The sequence below is a fragment of the Saccharospirillum sp. MSK14-1 genome, from assembly GCF_003054965.1.
Taxonomy (GTDB): domain Bacteria; phylum Pseudomonadota; class Gammaproteobacteria; order Pseudomonadales; family Natronospirillaceae; genus Saccharospirillum.
Genome location: NZ_MIES01000033.1, coordinates 1,209,140 through 1,227,696, shown reverse-complemented (window position 1 = coordinate 1,227,696; position 18,557 = coordinate 1,209,140). Strand labels below are relative to the sequence as shown.

Genomic DNA, 18,557 nt, shown 5'->3' with positions numbered 1-18,557 from the left:
AGACGCTTGATACGCAAAACCCAGCGCCGAAGGCGCTCTGTAACTTGCGTCTCCCGTCTCCCGTCCAGCGTCTTCCGCACACACGGCAATCGCTTGCCGCACGCCGCATTTCTTCCCTTGCCTCAAGCTCCAATCCCCCGCCATTCCTGGCTCTTCGCTCGATTCCAAAACTTGGCACGGCTTTCGCTATCTATCCGTTATAAGCGGTTTTACAGCCCGATAGCGGCAGGAGTTACCCATGGATCGCGCGATCTACATCGCCATGACCGGCGCCAAGCACAACATGCTGGCGCAGACGTCACACTCGAACAACCTGGCCAACGCCACCACCACCGGCTTTCGTGCCGACTGGGAGCAGGCGCGTGCCATGCCGGTATTCGGTGAGTATTACCCATCGCGGGCGTTCTCCAATACTGAGCGACCGGCGACCGATTTTAACGACGGTCCTTTGATCGAAACCGGCAATGAACTCGACGTGGCGATCACCGGTGACGGTTTCTTTGCCGTTCAGGATAACGAAGGCAACGAAGCCTATACCCGGCGCGGTGATTTTTCCGTCACGCCGGTTGGCCAGCTGATCAATGGTTCTGGCCAGCCCGTCATCGGGCAGGGCGGCGGGCCGATCGTGTTGCCGCCGTACGAGAAAGTCGAGATCGGTGAAGACGGCACCATTTCCATTCGTCCGGCGGGTGCCGGTCCGAATGAAATGGCGGTCATCGACGGTCTGAAAATTGTGAACCCGGATCTGCAAAATCTTGATAAAGGCACCGACGGTTTGTTCCGTCCGCGCGAAGGCGAACAGGTCTTGGAAGATGATCCGGCTCTGAGCGTTGTCAGCGGTTTTGTCGAAGGCAGTAACGTCAATCCGGTGCACGAATTAACCAACGTCTTGGCGCTCAACCGCCAGTACGAACTGCAAGTCAAAATGATGAAGACGATGGAAGAAGTGACTCGTTCGTCTGAACAAATTCTGCGCATGAGCTAAGGGGGAATTCAAAATGCATAAGGCATTGTGGGTCGGCAAGACCGGTTTGGAAGCCCAGGATATTTCCCTGGCCACCATCTCTAACAACATGGCGAACGCCAGCACCACCGGTTTTAAAAAAGAGCGGGCGGTGTTTGAAGATCTGATCTATCAGATTCAACGTCAGCCGGGTGCCCAAGGCACGCAAAACACCCAGTTACCCTCGGGTTTGCAGTTGGGTACCGGGGTACGGACTGTGGGTACCCAAAAGATGTTTACCCAGGGCGATCTGAACACCACTGAGCAACCGCTGGATTTGGCGATCAACGGTCGCGGCTTCTTCCAGATTTTGCTGCCCGACGGCAACCTGGCGTATACCCGTGACGGCACCTTCCACATGAACGACGAAGGTCAGATCGTCACCGCCAGCGGCTATTTGCTGGAGCCGGATATTCAGGTGCCCGAACAGACCAGCACCATCACCATTGGTGAAGACGGCATCGTCACGGCGGTCATCGGTAACGACAACAATAACCTGGTTCAGCTGGGCGATATCGAAGTGGTCGATTTCGTCAACCCTGCGGGTTTGCAGGCAGCGGGTAAAAACCTCTTCCTGGAAACGGCGGCCAGTGGACCACCCCAGGTGGGTGTGCCGAGTCTGGATGGTTTTGGTGCCATCATCCAGGGCGCTCTGGAAACCTCGAACGTGACGATTGTCGAAGAAATGGTCGACATGATTTCGACACAACGGTCCTACGAAATGAACTCCAAAGTGGTCAGTACCGCCGACCAGATGTTGGGCTTCATTACGTCGAACCTCTAAGTCGGAGACTGACGTTATGATGATGATCACCGAACTTCGTACAACCTTGGCCCTGGCTGCTCTGGCGGTGTTGCTCAGCGGTTGCAGTACAGCTCAATCGGTCGGGCTGGGCGAGCCGTTTCCCCAACCCGGCGATCCCGATTTCGCACCGGTGCCGGCCGAAGCGCTGGAAGCGCCGCCGGGGTCGGATGGTTCCTTATTCAATGATCAAGCCGGTATGGCGCTCTATGGTGATAAAAAAGCCATGCGCACGGGCGACATCATTACCATCGTGCTGGATGAACAGACGCAGGGCAGTAAGTCGTCCCAGGCGTCGTCATCAAAAACCAGTGAAGCGGCGCTGAATGCACCGATTCTTGGGGGTGGTCAGCCGATTGAACTGCTCAGCGGCACCGTCGGGGGTAACCGCAGTTTCTCTGGCAGCGGCGATGCCGATCAAAGCAACAGCTTGAGCGGCAATATTTCGGTCACCGTCTCAGAAGTGCTGCCCAATGGCGTGTTGCGGGTGCGCGGTGAGAAGTGGATTACCTTGAATACCGGCGCTGAATTTATCCGTATTCAGGGCATGTTGCGCCCCGAAGACATCAACCTTGACAACACCGTGTCCAGCCAGAAACTCGCCGATGCCCGCATTTCCTACAGCGGTGCTGGCGCGCTGGCAAACGCCAGCCAGCCGGGTTGGCTGAGTCGTTTCTTTAACAGTCCGGTTTGGCCGTTTTGACGGCCAGACCGGACGGGGGACGCTTAACGGGAGACGCTTGACGCTTACAACATAAATTCCGGCACCCTGGTGCTCTGTGATTTGTGTCTCCCGTCTCCCGTCCAGCGTCTTCCGCCATACCGCTTCGCGGCATGGCCCACTAATTGCTCTAAGCTGTTTATCGACAAACAGCCGTCAATAGAGTGACACCATGAAACAGTTGCTGATTGTACTGATTGCCGCCCTGACCATGCCGGTCTGGGCCGATCGCATCAAGGATCTCTCGTCCGTACAGGGCGTGCGTAATAACCAGCTGGTCGGCTACGGCCTGGTGGTGGGGCTTGATGGGTCGGGCGATCGCGCGCCTTTTACCAACCAGACGTTCCGTAACATGATGGAGCAGTTTGGTATCACCATCCCCGAAGGCGAGAACCCCAACCTGAACAACGTCGCGGCGGTCAGTGTGCACGCCACCTTGCCGCCGTTCTCCAAGCCGGGTCAGGAAATTGACGTCACCGTATCGTCCATCGGTAACGCCGACAGTTTGCGCGGCGGCAGTCTGTTGCTGACGCCGTTGCGTGGCCCGGATGGCCAGACCTACGCCGTGGCTCAGGGCAACCTGGTGGTCAGTGGCTTTGGCGCGGAAGGCGAAGACGGCTCATCGATCAGCGTCAACGTGCAAAACGCCGGTCGTATCCCCAACGGGGCCATCGTTGAACGTGGCGTTGCCAATACCTTTTCTCAGGGCGACTACATGACCTTCAACCTGCATCGCCCAGACTTCACCACCGCCAAACGCATGTCGGGCGTGATCAACGAACTGCTCGGCCCAGGCGCAGCCTATGCGGTCGATGCGGCGTCGGTTCGTGTCACTGCACCGCGCGATCCGAACCAGCGCGTGAACTTTATCAGTGTGCTGGAAAACCTCGACGTGCAACCCGGTGAAGAAGCGGCCCGCGTCATTATTAACAGCCGCACCGGCACCATCGTTGTGGGTCAGCACGTGACCGTGTCACCGGTGGCCATTACCCACGGCAACATGACCGTCACCATCGACAACACTCAGAACGTGGATCAGCCACCGCCGTTCAGTGAAGGCGAAACGGCCGTGGTGCCAGATACCGAAATTGAGATCGACGAAGGCGACAACCGCATGTTCCTGTTCGGGCCGACCGTCACCCTGAGCGACATCGTCGATGCAGTGAACGAAGTAGGGGCGGCGCCCGGTGATTTGATGGCCATTCTCGAAGCGCTGAAATCGGCCGGTGCATTGAAAGCCGAATTGATCGTGATCTGAGTACGAAGGCTCGGCCATCTGAATTGGCACGAGGTTTGAAATACAAAGATCACCAGTAAGACAAACCGGCCTGGAATGCAGGCCAGACGGACGTTGCCGCGGTAAAAGCGGCAAGTTCTGACCGGAGAGCGGCAAAGATGGTTTCGCAAGTCGACGCAGCCTTTAACTACAACGACCTCAATGGCCTGAATCAGGTCAAGTCGATGGCGCGTAAGGATGACCCTGAAGCGTTACGGGTGGTCGCGCAGCAATTTGAGTCCATGTTCATTGGCATGGTGCTTAAGAGCATGCGTGAAGCGGGCGACGTCATGGCGTCCGACATGCTTAACAGCAATGAAAGCCGCTTTTACCGCGATATGTACGATCAGCAGCTGAGTCTGAATCTGGCGCAGCAAGGCGGTTATGGTCTGGCCGATGTGCTGTTCGATCAGCTTTCTCGGCAAGTGCCGCAACGCGAGCAGGATTTCAGCAACATCGATATTGAGTCGCTCGAAGACAGCCGCCGTCCGGTGTTGCCAGCCAGTCTGTCCGATCCATTACCGACGGTACCCGGTGTGACGGAAATACGCCCGGACGCCGTGGTTCCCGATGCGGCTGACGTCTTGGAAGACGGTCTGGACTCTTCGGATTTGTCGGTGACATTGCCCGGCAAGCAAAGCGCTTTCGAGTCACCGGAAGAATTTATTGAATCGCTGCTGCCGCATGCTCAGGCAGCGGCAGAATCGCTGGGTGTGGATCCGCGCATATTATTGTCTCAGGCGGCGCTGGAAACCGGCTGGGGCCGTTACATGATTGAAGATGGCGAAGGCAATAACAGCCACAACTTCTTTGGCATCAAAGCCGATGCTCGCTGGGATGGCGCCACGGCCGAGACGATGACGCACGAAGTCTTCGATGGCCGCACCGTGAAGCTGCGTGACGCGTTTCGTGCCTACGAAGACGCCAGTCAGTCCTTTTACGACTACGCTGACTTTTTGCAATCCAATCCGCGTTACCAGCAAGCTTTAAATCAGGCTGACGACCCTGAAGCCTTTACCCGATCGTTGCAGGCCGCGGGCTATGCTACCGACCCGCAATACGCCGATAAAATATTGCGCATTGCTGACAGCGAAGTGATGCGCCTGGCCGCAGCCGATCACGCTGTTCGCCATCCGTTGGGTTAAGGAGCGCACGTGAGCAACTTGCTGAATACGGCGATTTCCGGTCTTAAAGCACAGCAAAGTAATCTCGCCACGACCGGCCATAACATTGCCAATGCCAACGTCGAAGGTTACTCGCGCCAAGATGTGGTGCTGTCCACGAAAAATGCTCAGTTTCGTGGTTATGGCTACATTGGCAGCGGTGTTCAGATCAGTACGGTTCGGCGTATCACCGACCAGTTTTTGGTTGAGCAGCAACGTGCCGACACCAGCTCCTATCAACAGGAGCAGGCGTACCTCGATAACATCGAACAAATTGATGCCTTGTTGGCGTCGTCCAGTACCGGTTTGCAATCGATCCTGGACAGTTTTTTTGCCAGCCTGCAAGGGTCGGCGGATAACCCGTCCTATATTCCATCGCGCGATGTGGTGCTGGGCACCGCCGACAGCGTGGTCGATCGATTCCGTTCCATCTATAAATCTCTGAACGATCAGAATCAGACGCTGAACGGTCAAATTGCCACCACGGTCGATGAAATCAACGCCTTGACCGAAGGCATTGCCAGCTTGAATGCCAGCATTCTCGACGCCCAGGGTCGCGCTACCACTGAGCCGCCGAATGACCTGCTGGACCAACGGGATGAGCTGGTGCGGCAGTTGTCCGAACTGGTCGAAATAGAAGTCACCGTCGACAGTGACCAGTACAACATTGCCTTTGCCGAAGGCAACATGCTGGTGCTGGGTGACTCGGCCAACAGCCTGCTTGCTGTTCCCTCGGCTGAAGACCCACAGCAGACCGGGGTCCGTTTTGTCAGCAGTTTGAGCAACGAATTTGTCACCGAAAAACTCACCGGTGGCACCCTGGGCGGCATGATCGATTTCCGCAAAGACGCGCTCGCACCGGCGATGAATCAATTGGGTCTGATTGCCGTGGCGTTGTCGTCTGAATTTAATGCGCAGCACAGCCAGGGTATCGACCTTAACGGAAATTTTGGCGGTGATTTTTTTCAGGATCTGAACGATCCTGAATTGGCCGGAAACAACAATCGCATTCAGGGTAATGGCGAAAACCAGCCACCGGTCAATCAGGTGATGAGTGTCTATTTTGATGACATTGGCCAGCTGACCACCAGCGATTACACCATCGAATTTACCGGCCCCGACAGCGACAGCTACGAAGTCATTCGCAACAGCGACGGCCAGAAAGTTGACGGCGGCACCATCGACGGTGGCAACCTGCCCACGGAAATCAGCTTTGACGGTCTGAGAATTGTGCTCGAAGACGGCAATTTTAAAGCCGGTGATAAATTCACCGTCAAGCCGTTGCGCAATGTCGCCGATCAGATGGATTTGAAAATCACGGAATCTGCTGAATTGGCATTTGGCTACCCAATGCGCGGTGGCGCCAGCCTGGGTAATCAGGGCACCGGCAGCATTGATCAGGGCACCATGCTCAGTGCCGATGGTAAAGCCTTTGACGTACCCGGTCAGCTGAGCCCACCGATGGTGGTGATTTTTCACGACGAGCGCACCTATTCCGTGTTGGACAACAGTGATCCGGGTAACCCGGTTCCGCTGGATCCACCCATGGAATATCTGAATTTTGTGCCAGGTACCTCGAACACCATCTTTACCGATGACCCGGGCGAAACCATGATCAGTTCATGGCGCCCACGCTTACCGACCAGCGCAACGATTACACCCGATGGCACCTCATCGAGCCCGCCGTATAACGGCATAAATTCAGAGCGTTTTACCTTCAGTCGTACCGACCCGGTGACCGGGGAGGTCACCGAAGACAAAACCGTTATTACGCCGACTGGTGCCAGTGCGGCGGATATCGCTGCCACACTGAATGAAATCGATGGCGTGAGTGCCAATGCTTATACCCAGGTTCAACTGAGTAACTTCACCAACTCAGGCACGCCGTATGATCCGGATAATCCGTTTGAGATTTGGGTGAATGGCTACGAAATCACGCTCGACGATCTGGGCCCTAGCCAGACCATTTTTGAAGACGGCTATCCTGAAGAAATGCCGGATCAGCTGACCCCGGATTTTCTGGCTGATCGCATTAATGCACACATCGATTTGGGCGATGCAGGCATCACGGCGAAAAGTGACGGCGTCACGCTGACCATTACCGATGCCAATGGCGATGACATCTTTATTGAGATGCGCGGTGATAAACCCGACCCTGCGATTGTGGGAACACCGCCATTGGGAACGCCACCGCCGAATAACTCGATTGACCCGGGCGATACCTTTGAAATCAGCACCGGTGAGCAATGGCCAGTGACCGAAATTGAAGGTCAAACGGGCGGCAAACTGAATAACCTCAGCGGCTTCGATTTCAGTGAGGATGGACCTTATCGCTATGAGCTGTACCTGCCGGATGGCCGGACCGGAACCATCGAACTCACCGGCACCCATGCGACAGCCGATGACGTCAAAGCCGAAATTGAGTCCAAAATCACTGCGCTGCTGGACAGCCCCGGACGGGCCGAAGCCAGCATCTCTCCGGAAGGCACCATCAGCTATAAGGTGTTCATGAAGGTTGAGGGCACCGGCAATTACGACACCGCCGGCGTCAATGTCGGTGGTCAGGTCGACGTGACCATGGCCGATGGTATTTCCGTCGATACCACCCCGAAAGCGGGCGCAATTTTTACCGGTGTCTCGGAAGCGAAACCGACTTACCAAGGCTTCCAATTCGCGATCTCTGGCCGACCGGTGGAAGGTGACAGCTTCGATATTGAATGGAACGAAGACGGTATTTCCGATAACCGCAACGTTCTGGACATTGTCGGCTTGGAAAGTGCGGACACCATTAATGAACGCCAGGGGGGTATGACCTTTACCGAGGCTTACAGCCAGGCGGTTGAAACCATTGGTACCAAGACCAACCAGGCACAGATTCGTACCAATGCTGCTGAAGCTGTATTGGAAGGGACCGAGTCCGATCTGAACTCCATTCGCGGCGTGAACCTGGATGAAGAGGCGGCCTTGCTGATTGAATTCCAGTTGGCGTATCAGGCGAATGCGCAAGTGATCAGCATCGCACAGCAGGTCTTTGACAGTTTGATAGGGGCGTTCCGTTAATTCGGGCGCCGCTCCGGCCGATATCTTAATGGGGTATCGGTAAGGGTTGATAAAGGAGGCCGACGATGGCCGATCGAATTTCAACGTATTGGATGTTTACCCAGCCGGTTAACAACATGACCCGCTTGCAGAGTCAGATGAACGTGACTCAGCAGCAGCTCAGCACCGGCTTGCGCATATTAACCCCGGCGGATGATCCCGTTGGGGCTGCCCGCGTTTTGCAGCTGGATCAGGACATTGCTCTGACGGAGCAGTATGAGCGCAACATCATCTTACTGGATGCGCGCTTGAGTGAAGAAGAAAGTACGCTGGATGCGGTTCAGGAATCTCTGGATAACATTCGTGAACTGGCCGTACAAGCCGGTAACGCGGCTGTCCTGACGGATGAAGACCGTTTGGCCATCGCTCAGGAAGTGGAAGAACGCGTCAACGAACTCTACGACCTGATGAACAGCAAAGACGGTGCGGGTGAATATCTGTTTGCCGGTTTTTCGGGGGGGACGCAGCCCTTTCAACGCAATGAAGCCGGTGGTTATTCTTACGAAGGGGACGAGGGGGTTCGTTACCTGCAAGTCAGTTCAACCATTACCTTGCCGTCGAGTGATTCCGGCAAGGATATCTTTATGGATATTCCGGCAGCAGAAACGAGTTTTACCAGCTACGCCAACCCATTGAATGAAGGCAATCCCATCGGTCGTATTTCGGCCGGTCTGACCGTGGATCAGGAAGCATTGGATGCCTTCTACCCACACGATGTGGTGATCACGTTCGAGAACCCCAGAGACATTGATCCGGCAGAACCCAATTACACGGTCCGGCGTAAGTCGGATGGTCGCGTGCTCGATAATTTGCAAAACATTCCTTATGTCACGGGCGATGAAATCAATGTGGCCGGTATGAGTGTTCGGCTGACCGGCGAACCGGCACCGGGCGATCAGTTTGTGGTTGAGACCAGCAGTAAGCAGGGCATTCTTACCACGGCCGAAAAATTCCTCTACACGCTGGAAAGTTATCCGCCGGGTACCGGCTTTGATGATGTTTATGATGCCAACATCGAAGCCACGTTGAGCAACATCGACAACGCCATGGAAAACATTTCCCAGGTACGGGCTCGAATCGGTGCGCGCCAGAATGTGACCGAAGCGGTGACCGACCAGCACGCAGACAGCAAATTGGCCGCGCAGGACATACGGTCGAAGATTCGGGATGTGGATTGGGTCGAAGCGGTCAGTCGTCTGCAGATGGAAAGTCTGACATTACAGGCTGCGCAGCAGAGCTTTGCCCAGACCAGCCAATTGAGTCTGTTTGATTTTATCCGTTAGGGTAGGGCGCTTAGAGATCGCCCACGGTTCGATAGCGTTTGGCTTGTGCCTTCCGTCGGGGGGACGGTGGTGTTTGGACCAGAGTGTCAAAAATCACCTGGCTTTCTTCGGTGTACAGGGCGCGATTTTCAGCCAAAATGCGTTGGACGTTTTCCAGCCAGGAGCGACGCTTTGACTCAGGGAGAGACTGCAGGTGTTGGGCGCAACGTTGCCGCCAGTTTTTAAAATGGGCGTTGATGTTATCGGGCTGGCCCAAAATAGAGAGCAGTTCTTCAATCAGTGGATCAGAGGCCATGATTACCTCGGCAGGCTGATTCGTGCCATCATTGTAGAACGAACTGTGATTTGACAACAATGAATAGCCGACGTGACTGGATGATATTTTTCAGTGACGCTGATAAGAGTGAGGCGGTGACGCCCGCATCAGGTGGAGTAAACCGATGTTCGATAATGCATCAATTCTGATAACCGGTGGTACCGGCTCTTTTGGCAAACAGTTTGTCCGGACATTGCTGGCGAACTACCAACCTAAGCGCTTGGTGATTTTCTCCCGCGATGAGCTCAAACAGTATGAAATGCAACAGCAGTTTGATCATCCGTGCATGCGTTATTTTATTGGCGATGTTCGCGATAAAGAGCGTGTAATGCAGGCGTTCAAAGGCGTCGACTATGTGATTCACGCCGCGGCGCTAAAACACGTGCCCGTCGCAGAGTACAACCCGACCGAATGCATTCGAACCAACATCAATGGCGCGGAAAATGTCATTCGTGCCGCGATTGAACATCGGGTGCAAAAAGTGATCGCGCTGTCGACCGATAAAGCGGCTAACCCCATCAATTTGTACGGCGCCACCAAGCTCGCCTCAGACAAGCTCTTTGTCGCGGCGAACAATATGGTGGGTGCGGATGTTCCTCGTTTTTCGGTGGTGCGCTATGGCAATGTGGTGGGTTCACGTGGGTCGGTTGTGCCCTTCTTTAAACGATTAATTGCCGAAGGCAAAACTGAACTGCCCATCACCGATGCTGAAATGACACGGTTCTGGATTACCTTGCAACAAGGTGTGGATCTGGTGTTGTCGGGCTTTGCTCGCATGTACGGTGGTGAAATATTCGTTCCCAAAATTCCTTCTGTCCGTATCACCGATTTGGCCGAAGCCATAGCACCAGGCATGCCGCATAACATTGTGGGCATTCGCCCGGGCGAGAAGTTACATGAGCAGATGATTCCTCGTGACGATTCGTATCGTACCCTGGAATTTGATGATCATTTTGTCATCACACCGGCGATCAAATTTATGGATCAGGATGTGGATTACAGCCGTAATCGACGCGGTGAGCAGGGCAAACCGGTCGAAGCGGGATTTTATTACGACTCTGGCACCAACCCTGAATTTCTGGGGGTCGATAGCATCCGTGAACTTCACGCTTCGATCGGACTATGATTCCTTACGGCCGGCAGTCCATCAGTGATGCTGATATAGAGGCCGTTGTCTCGGTATTGCGGTCTGACTTTTTAACGCAGGGGCCACAGGTTCCAGCCTTTGAGACGGCGTTTTCCGAGCGGGTTGATGCGCCTTTTGCCGTTGCCAGTAACAGTGCAACATCCGCTTTGCATCTGGCCTATCTGGCGCTGGGTGTGGGGCCGGGTGATGTCGTCTGGACCAGTCCCATTACCTTTGTTGCAACGGCCAATGCTGCACTGTATTGCGGTGCCGACGTCGATTTCGTCGACATCGATCCTCGCACTTATAACCTGAGCAGCGACGCCTTGGCGCAGAAGCTGGCCGAAGCCGAACGCTCAGGCCGTTTGCCTAAGGTCGTCACGCCCGTACATTTTGCCGGTCAACCATGCGACATGAAGGCCATTGCACAGCTAAGCCAGCAATATGGTTTTTCGGTCGTTGAAGATGCCTCACACGCCGTTGGCGCGAGCTATCGTGATGAGCGGGTTGGGCATTGTGGCTACAGCGATATTACGGTGTTCAGTTTTCACCCGGTTAAAATTTTAACGACGGCCGAAGGGGGGCTGGCAACGACTCAGCAGGCAACCTTGGCTGAGCGTATGGCGCTGTTGCGCAGCCATGGCGTGACGCGTGATCCCGATCAACTTGATCACCCTGATGAGGGGGGGTGGTATTACGAGCAACAGTCGCTGGGTTTTAATTACCGGATGACGGATCTACAGGCCGCCTTGGGTGTGGCTCAATTACAGCGTTTGGATCGCTTTATTGATGCCCGTCGTAAATTGGCGGCCCGTTATGATGACCGCTTGGCCGAATTGCCGTTGGTGTTGCCCTGGCAGCATCAAGACGGTCGTTCGAGCTACCACCTTTATCCGGTTTGTCTGCCGAAAGAGATCGACCGGCTTCATGCCTATGAGCAATTACGCGCAGCCGGTATTGGCGTCAACGTGCATTATATTCCGGTCCCCAATCAGCCATACTATCAACGCTCGGGCTTTTGTCCGGATGACTACCCAGAGGCGCAGCGTTACTACGCGAGCGCGTTGTCGTTGCCTTTGTATGCCGACTTGTCCGAGGCGGATCAAGACAGCGTGATTGACGCCCTGACTCGAATTTTGGGGTAATAACTGATGACGGTGGCAGTAATTCCCGCGCGCGGAGGCAGCAAGCGGATTCCGCGTAAAAATATTCGTCTTTTTCACGGCCGACCGATGATTGAATGGTCGATCGAAGCGGCGCGTCAGGCGGGTTGTTTTGAGCGGATTTTGGTGTCAACGGACGACCCGGATATTGCCACCGTGGCCCGGCAGGCGGGCGCCGAAACGCCCTTTGTCCGACCCCCGGAATTGGCGGATGACCACGCAACCACCCTCGATGTCATGCAGCATGCGGCCGATTGGTTAGTCACCAACCATGGGCCTTCGACTCACCTGTGCTGCATTTACGCCACCGCCCCCTTTATCACCACAGAGGCCCTGCTCGAAGGTCACCGTCGTGTGCAAAATAACGACTGGGATTATGCCTTTGCCGCGGTGCGTTTTGACTACCCGATCCAACGTGCCTTACGTCAATTACCGGACGGCGGTGTTGCTTTTGTGCAACCGGAAATGGCCGCGGTGCGTTCCCAGGATCTTGAACCTCGCTATCACGACGCCGGCCAGTTTTACTGGGGTCAGCTGAACGCGTTTCGAGAACGGCAGCCGATACTGGGACCTCGCTCCTGGCCGGTTGTCTTGGATTCACGCGATGCTCAGGACATAGACACTGAGGACGACTGGTTAATGGCGGAGTCGTTGTTTGCGCTGCGACGTCCGAGTGAGCAAACCTGATGGCCTGGGTGTTGTTTCGCGTCGATGCCGGGGCTGCGATTGGCTCGGGCCATTGGATGCGTTGCCTAACCTTAGCGGACCGGCTGCACGAAGAGGGCTATGACTGTGTTTTTATCAGCGCGCAACAGCTGCCCGGTCTGGTAGAACGCACCTTGGCGCGCGGCCACCATCATTATCCGCTGGCGCCGGTTGCGATGGATGAAGCGGACGACCGTCAGCCACGCTATTCCCACAGCCGCTGGCTGGCGACCGATGAAATACAGGATGCACAGCGCGTTGAAACGTGTCTGGCTGGATTACGTCAGCGCTTGGGGGCTAACCCGAGCTGGATCGTTGTCGACCATTACGCCTTGGCGGCGCCTTGGGAAGAACGCTTCACCCCAACGGCGCCGGTGTTGGCCATTGATGATCTTCATGACCGCCCGCACCAGGCGCGCTGGGTGTTGGATCAGACCGCCGGCAAAACCCCGGATGTGTATGACGGGCGGATGCTCAATGCCGATGGCGAATTGCTGTTGGGAGCCGACTATGCGTTGTTGCGGCCCGAATTTATCCGCTGCCGCCCAGCCAGTCTGGCGCGTCGAACGCAGCCAAGGCCTGGCGCCGATCGATTGTTGCTCACCTTAGGCGGTGTGGATGCCGATAACATCAGCCTGTGGGTGCTGCAGGCATTGCTGCCGCTGCAATCGTCGCTCGACGTTGAGGTGGTGGTAGGCGCCGCTTACCCCCATTGGGACGAGTTACAACACTGGTGTGACGCCCACTGGCCGAGTTGCCGTCGTTATCGTCAGGTGGATGATATGGCGGAACGTATGGTGGCCGCCGATCTGTGTATCGGAGCGGCCGGCAGTACCAGTTGGGAGCGCTGCTGTTTAGGGCTGCCGACGGTGCAGCTGCAATTGGCGGACAACCAGCGACACATTGCCCATTACCTGGATAAGGTCGGTGCGGCGTTAAATTTTGGTCTGCCCGCTTCGGGTCGGGAAACTGAGCTGGCTGAATGGGTTCAAGACGTGATGCAGCACCCCCAACGATTGCAGCACCTCAGTCAACAGGCCGCGGCACTGTGCGATGGCACAGGCGTTGAACGGGTGGTGGCTCGTTTGAAGGCCGGAGCTTGGCAATGACGGCGGCTAGTTTACGTCCCCTGGCGTCGGCCGATCTGGACCGAGTGCGGCACTGGCGCAACCACCCGCGCATTCGTGCGGCTATGTACCATCAACATGAGATACAGCCGGACGAGCACCAGCGTTGGTTTGAATCCGCGAACGCCGATGCCGGGCGTCACCTTTATGTGTTTTTGCTGGAGGATGAGCCCAGCGGTTTTGTGCATTTTCGCGCCCTGGCCGATGGCGTTGCCGAGTGGGGGTTTTACCTGGCACCCGATGTGGCTAAAGGCAGTGGCCGGTTGCTCGGTGAATGTGCGTTGCAAGAAGCGTTTCAACAGCTGGGTTATCACACCTTGCAGGCCGAAGTTCGGGCCGATAATGAAGCCTCATTGCGCTTTCATCGTCGGCTGGGGTTTGTATGGGAAAAACGCATTGAAATTGAATCGTTGGACGTCGATTGTTTTCGCCTGAAGGCGGATCAATGGCGGGAGAGGGTGTCTCATGAGTGCTGAAGTATTTATTGCCGGTCGACGCATCGCTGCAGACTGTCCGCCTTATGTGGTGGCTGAAGTATCCGCCAATCATAACGGCCAGCTCGAACGCGCAATGAACATCATAACGGCGGCTAAACAGGCCGGTGCCGATGCGGTCAAACTGCAGACCTACCGACCCGATACCATAACCCTGCCGGCGACCAGCGACGATTTTCTCATTCGCGGTGGCCTGTGGGACGGCCGTACCTTGTACGACCTCTATGAAGAAGCCCATCTGCCCTGGGATTGGCATAAGCCTCTGTTCGAACACGCCCGGGCATTGGATCTGACGATATTCAGCTCCCCCTTCGATAACACTGCGGTGGATCTGCTCGAGGATCTCAACGCCCCAGCCTACAAGATTGCTTCATTCGAAGCGGTGGATTTGCCGTTGATTCGTTATGTGGCGAGCACCGGAAAACCGATGATTATTTCAACCGGTATGGCCAACCAGGAAGAAATTGCCGAGGCGGTGGATACCGCTCGTTCCAATGGCTGCCAGCAACTCATTGTCTTGCATTGCGTGAGCGGTTATCCGGCACCGGCTGAGGATTATAATTTGCGAACGCTCGTTGATATGGCTGAGCGCTACCAGGTTCTCACCGGTCTTTCGGACCATACCATCGATAATGCAACCGCCGTCGCTGCCACCGCGTTGGGCGCCTGTTTTATTGAAAAACATTTCACTCTGGATCGCAGTGGCGGCGGCCCGGACGACAGTTTTTCCTTGGAACCTGCGGAACTGGCCGCGCTCTGCCGTGATACCAAAACAGCGTGGCAGGCGTTAGGGGCGATCAGTTACAACCGGGCGGGATCGGAAGCGGGTAATGCTCAGTTCCGGCGCTCACTTTATTTTGTCAAAGCGTTGCAAGCCGGTGACGTCATTGATGAGTCGGCGGTTCGCAGTGTGCGACCTGGCTATGGGCTGGCGCCCAAACACTGGGATGCGATCATCGGACGGACAGTCAAAACCGAGGTGGCGGCACACACCCCGGTTGACTGGTCGTTGCTCGACTAGTCGCGATAGCGCTCGATCAACGGTTTGTAGTGATCAGGTGTCACTGACAACACGCGCTCGATGGCCCGGTTGTGCAACTGAGCGTCAAAATAGTCGGGCCGTTTTGACGGTGTGGCTTTAAAACCTTCCAGGTCGATGGGCAGCGGCAGTGACGCAGGGTCCAGTTCATCAAAGGTCTCGAACGGGCACAGCGTGACATGCGTCAGCTGATCCAGCGATGACATCAAGTCCTGATGGTAGGCCGCCCACATGTCGAGTGCCTTGTCGTAGTTGGTGTGCTTGTCCCAGTCGCTCATGTCGGAACCGTGGAAACGTTCGGCTGTCATCCGCCACAAGGGCGGGTAGCCCTGTTGGCCCAGCGGATCGATGTTTTCCATTTTCAAAAAGGATTTGATGCAGTCGGTCGGGTCGCGCAACGTCACCCACCAGTAAACGTTTTTACCGTGATATGGCTCAACGTACTTAGGGCTGTGCCCGTAAGCGATCCGCTTTTGCACCACCGGCCGGTTGTCAGGCCAGACTTCGTTTAGCCAGTAGGTGTATTCCGCCAGTTCCAACAACAGGAACGGCCGGGTTTCTTCGGCATGATCCGCCAGGCAGAAACCATAGGACGGCAGGCTGTCGTGTAACATCAAGTGCGAAAATTCACGAAAGTCCAGATCGATGGCGTCCATCAGTTTTTTAAACAAAAAGGTGCCACCGGTGCGCATAAAGCCGATCACCAGGTGGACATCCCGTTCGGGTTTTCCGCAAACCTGCTGTACCGTTTTGCCTTGCTTCAGTTCGTTATAATAGCGATAGAGTTGTTCAAGAATCGGACTCAGTTTTTCTTTGTCGGCCACCAGGTCGTTAAATTTCTCGCACGCTTCATTGTGCAACTGGACCTCGCCTTCACGGTCAATATTGTGGCCGGTCAAGCCACGAACATCCCATTCTCTGAGTGTGTCGATGTTTGTCAGATGGCGCTCAAAGGCCGGATGCAGGGTGTGTACTCTGTCGTCAAAAAAAAGTTTCATGCCTGATCTCCTTTAGCCGCCGATGCGGGGCCATGGTAAAACGGATCATCGACCGCCTCACCGATGCGTTTCACCAGCCAGCCATCATCATTGGCATCAACATTGCGCTCGACCAGCCATTCATAGTGCTGTGGCCATTGCTCTAAAAAGTCGATGAAACGCGCCTGCCAAATTTTCAGATGCTTCAGTCCGGTGTCGGTGTCTGTCGCGGTATAGCAAACGCTGATACCGGCATTGAGGTAATGCCAGATGGTGCCACGGACCAGGTAAAATAACGGGGTTCGTTGCTTTCGGAAGTCCGCTTCCAGGCGGCGGGTGATCTTCAGTACGGCCATCACCAGACCTCTGTAATCGGGGTTCATCGCTTTGACTTCCTGACGCACAAATTGACAAACATTACCTAAGTAGGTGGCTGCCAATTTAATGCCCTGATCGATTTCGCTGGGCGCTGTCAGTACGGACCGGTACAGCAGCTGTTCCCGATATTCGTCAGGGTGAACTTCGGCACCGATCATGGCTTCAAAAAAGTCACGGCTGGCCACCACCTCGGTGCCGTCGATTTTGGCACCTAATGAACAGTTATAGGCTTTGGCCTGGTGCTGGAAGGTATAGAGCAGTTTTTCCACCCGGTCGCGCGCCGCGTTATAGATAGGCTCGGTTAACAGAGTACTGCCGTCGATGGCCTCGACTTTGAGGTTCGACATTCGCTCGCCAATGCTGTCTTGCAGGTATTTCGGTGCTTTTTCATCGAAATAGACACTGCCGGCCGCGTGGGTTTCGGTTTTGCTCTTGTAGCCAAAGTCCATACCGAACAGGAATAGCTGTTTAAAGCCGAGCTGCAGGGCCAGACCGGTGGCCGCGTTGGTACAGGTGGGCGTCATGCCTTGTAACTGAGCCGAGGTGCGGGCGCCGAACATGGCGTGCAAGGCGGTTGAATCTTTGTAATAGAGCAAGCCTCTTTGGGTCAAATTGAACACCCGGGGGTTGAGCTGAATCGCACCGGCCAAGAGTGGAATCTGATAATTCTCATCCAGGGTGGCTTTTAGGTGGTCGACCGTGGCGTAGTCGGATTCAATCTCGACGTGCATGTCCGGCACGATGTCGTGGTGCTTGAGGATGGAGAGCGCCGTTCCCGCAGAAATCAGGAAAAACCGCTTTCGGTTTTCTTTGATCCAGTCAATGCGTTCATTTAACGACGGGCCTGCGCCAACAATGACGGCGGGGTTGCTGTTGGCCCAGATGATCATGTCGGCTTCCAGGTTTCGAGGCAGCGTCGGCACCAGGTTTTTCAGATTGTGCAGGGCATTATTGAGCTGATTTGCTTCGTCGTCGTAGAAACCCCAGGCCGTCAGGAAGACTTTGAATTCTTCCTGAATGCGTTTGATCAGTTTATCCCGGAAGGCTTCTTTTAAGTGGTTGTAAAAGATGTTCAAGCTTGGAAACAGTGGCGTGTATTGAACCAATTCATTCCAGAAGCCCATAAAGGTTCGCTGCTCGTCGACCTCATCGACCAGAATGAAGTTAAAGAAGCGGCCTTCTTGGGTGGTGTAGCGTGGGATGATGTCGTACCAGTCGGTGAGATACATCGACATCAATAATGCTTCAGGGTCGGTATCCATCACCAAAACCACCTGGCAGTCACGCTGCTCCAGCGTTTTCTGGATATGGACACCGGCGCCGATGCCGGTAAACACCACCAGCGGCATAAAGTCCGGCATGCGATGGCACTTGGGATCCATGGCGCTGTAGTCGAGTTGTTGCAAGGTGGTGTTGAGGTGGTTATGGAAAAAACGCGGCGCGCTGTAATTGTCGACCTGCAAGGGGGCAATGGTTTGAATGCCAGCGCCTTCCGGGAAGTAACCACAGAAGGTATTGGCTTCTTCTGTGGCATAGCCTTCGCCGTCACCCAGGTACAGCGAGCGCTGGCCATCCATGATGTCCCAGCGCTTTTTTTGTTCATCAACGGACAGCGTCAGCCGCTTGAAGCGAATATCCTTCAGGACCTTATAGAGGCTGGGCATGTTTTGCTGGAAGAAACTGAGGTTCTTGCGAAACCGCTGTTGAATTGCTTGCTGACTGTAAGGCCACATAAATCAGTGCTCATTGCAGGTGGATCGGCAGAAGGGGCAGTTTACGGTGGTCTGGCCCCAGTTAGCAGTAAGCAGGGATTGTGCCACACATCAAAATCGCTGATGGCATAAAAATAAAGTTAAATATAGCAAATAGATATAAAAGTATTGGG

At 55.2% G+C, this 18,557-nt stretch carries 16 protein-coding genes; 13 read left to right on the top strand and 3 right to left on the bottom strand.

The genetic code is table 11. The annotated features are described in order from the left end of the window. Positions 1 to 238: 238 nt before the first annotated feature. From flgF to flgL, 7 genes are all read left to right on the top strand, one after another. Complete coding sequence (gene flgF / locus BGP77_RS14715; RefSeq protein WP_108165462.1) at positions 239 to 985, top strand: flagellar basal-body rod protein FlgF; 747 nt, start codon at positions 239 to 241, stop codon at positions 983 to 985. A 13-nt stretch (positions 986 to 998) separates the two neighbouring features. Then, the gene (flgG, locus tag BGP77_RS14710; RefSeq protein WP_108165461.1) at positions 999 to 1,787 is read left to right on the top strand and encodes a flagellar basal-body rod protein FlgG; all 789 of its coding nucleotides are present in this window, start codon (positions 999 to 1,001) and stop codon (positions 1,785 to 1,787) included. Between the two features lie 16 nt (positions 1,788 to 1,803). Next, positions 1,804 to 2,508 (top strand): flagellar basal body L-ring protein FlgH, encoded by a 705-nt coding sequence (gene flgH, locus BGP77_RS14705; RefSeq protein ID WP_233252368.1) that lies wholly within the window; start codon positions 1,804 to 1,806, stop codon positions 2,506 to 2,508. A 190-nt stretch (positions 2,509 to 2,698) separates the two neighbouring features. Beyond that, positions 2,699 to 3,784, top strand: a complete 1,086-nt coding sequence (locus BGP77_RS14700; RefSeq protein WP_108165460.1) for a flagellar basal body P-ring protein FlgI — start codon at positions 2,699 to 2,701, stop codon at positions 3,782 to 3,784. Positions 3,785 to 3,921: 137 nt separating this feature from the next. After that, entirely contained in the window at positions 3,922 to 4,947 is a 1,026-nt protein-coding gene (gene flgJ / locus BGP77_RS14695) for a flagellar assembly peptidoglycan hydrolase FlgJ (RefSeq protein ID WP_108165459.1), read from the top strand. Positions 4,948 to 4,956: 9 nt separating this feature from the next. Continuing rightward, positions 4,957 to 8,025, top strand: a complete 3,069-nt coding sequence (flgK, locus tag BGP77_RS14690) for a flagellar hook-associated protein FlgK (RefSeq protein ID WP_108165458.1) — start codon at positions 4,957 to 4,959, stop codon at positions 8,023 to 8,025. Between the two features lie 65 nt (positions 8,026 to 8,090). Beyond that, positions 8,091 to 9,347, top strand: a complete 1,257-nt coding sequence (flgL, locus tag BGP77_RS14685; RefSeq protein WP_108165457.1) for a flagellar hook-associated protein FlgL — start codon at positions 8,091 to 8,093, stop codon at positions 9,345 to 9,347. 10 nt (positions 9,348 to 9,357) lie between these two features. Here flgL and BGP77_RS14680 read toward each other — a convergent pair whose 3' ends face one another. Continuing rightward, the gene (locus BGP77_RS14680; RefSeq protein WP_146171266.1) at positions 9,358 to 9,642 is read right to left on the bottom strand and encodes a hypothetical protein; all 285 of its coding nucleotides are present in this window, start codon (positions 9,640 to 9,642) and stop codon (positions 9,358 to 9,360) included. A 145-nt stretch (positions 9,643 to 9,787) separates the two neighbouring features. Here BGP77_RS14680 and pseB point away from each other — a divergent pair, with 145 nt between their 5' ends. Genes pseB through pseI form a run of 6 tightly spaced genes read left to right on the top strand, consistent with a single transcriptional unit; the run spans position 9,788 to position 15,299 of the window. After that, a complete protein-coding gene (gene pseB, locus BGP77_RS14675) occupies positions 9,788 to 10,789 on the top strand; it encodes a UDP-N-acetylglucosamine 4,6-dehydratase (inverting) (protein ID WP_108165455.1) in 1,002 nt (333 codons plus the stop codon). After that, positions 10,786 to 11,934 carry a UDP-4-amino-4,6-dideoxy-N-acetyl-beta-L-altrosamine transaminase gene (gene pseC, locus BGP77_RS14670; protein WP_108165454.1) on the top strand — a complete coding sequence of 383 codons (1,149 nt, stop codon included), beginning with the start codon at positions 10,786 to 10,788 and terminating at the stop codon, positions 11,932 to 11,934. Before pseB ends, pseC begins: the two co-directional genes overlap by 4 nt. A gap of 6 nt (positions 11,935 to 11,940) precedes the next feature. Continuing rightward, positions 11,941 to 12,639 carry a pseudaminic acid cytidylyltransferase gene (pseF, locus tag BGP77_RS14665; RefSeq protein WP_108165453.1) on the top strand — a complete coding sequence of 233 codons (699 nt, stop codon included), beginning with the start codon at positions 11,941 to 11,943 and terminating at the stop codon, positions 12,637 to 12,639. Beyond that, on the top strand, positions 12,639 to 13,766 hold the full coding sequence (pseG, locus tag BGP77_RS14660; protein WP_108165452.1) for a UDP-2,4-diacetamido-2,4,6-trideoxy-beta-L-altropyranose hydrolase: 1,128 nt from the start codon (positions 12,639 to 12,641) through the stop codon (positions 13,764 to 13,766). The genes pseF and pseG overlap by 1 nt, the downstream gene beginning before the upstream one ends. After that, positions 13,763 to 14,260, top strand: a complete 498-nt coding sequence (gene pseH / locus BGP77_RS14655; protein WP_108165451.1) for a UDP-4-amino-4,6-dideoxy-N-acetyl-beta-L-altrosamine N-acetyltransferase — start codon at positions 13,763 to 13,765, stop codon at positions 14,258 to 14,260. The genes pseG and pseH overlap by 4 nt, the downstream gene beginning before the upstream one ends. After that, a complete protein-coding gene (gene pseI / locus BGP77_RS14650; protein WP_108165450.1) occupies positions 14,250 to 15,299 on the top strand; it encodes a pseudaminic acid synthase in 1,050 nt (349 codons plus the stop codon). The genes pseH and pseI overlap by 11 nt, the downstream gene beginning before the upstream one ends. On the opposite strand, the gene BGP77_RS14645 is transcribed toward pseI, so the two are convergent. Both BGP77_RS14645 and BGP77_RS14640 read right to left on the bottom strand, forming a co-directional pair. Continuing rightward, positions 15,296 to 16,315 carry a hypothetical protein gene (locus tag BGP77_RS14645; RefSeq protein ID WP_108165449.1) on the bottom strand — a complete coding sequence of 340 codons (1,020 nt, stop codon included), beginning with the start codon at positions 16,313 to 16,315 and terminating at the stop codon, positions 15,296 to 15,298. The genes pseI and BGP77_RS14645 overlap by 4 nt on opposite strands. Continuing rightward, the gene (locus BGP77_RS14640; RefSeq protein ID WP_108165448.1) at positions 16,312 to 18,405 is read right to left on the bottom strand and encodes a 6-hydroxymethylpterin diphosphokinase MptE-like protein; all 2,094 of its coding nucleotides are present in this window, start codon (positions 18,403 to 18,405) and stop codon (positions 16,312 to 16,314) included. The genes BGP77_RS14645 and BGP77_RS14640 overlap by 4 nt, the downstream gene beginning before the upstream one ends. Positions 18,406 to 18,557: the final 152 nt, after the last annotated feature.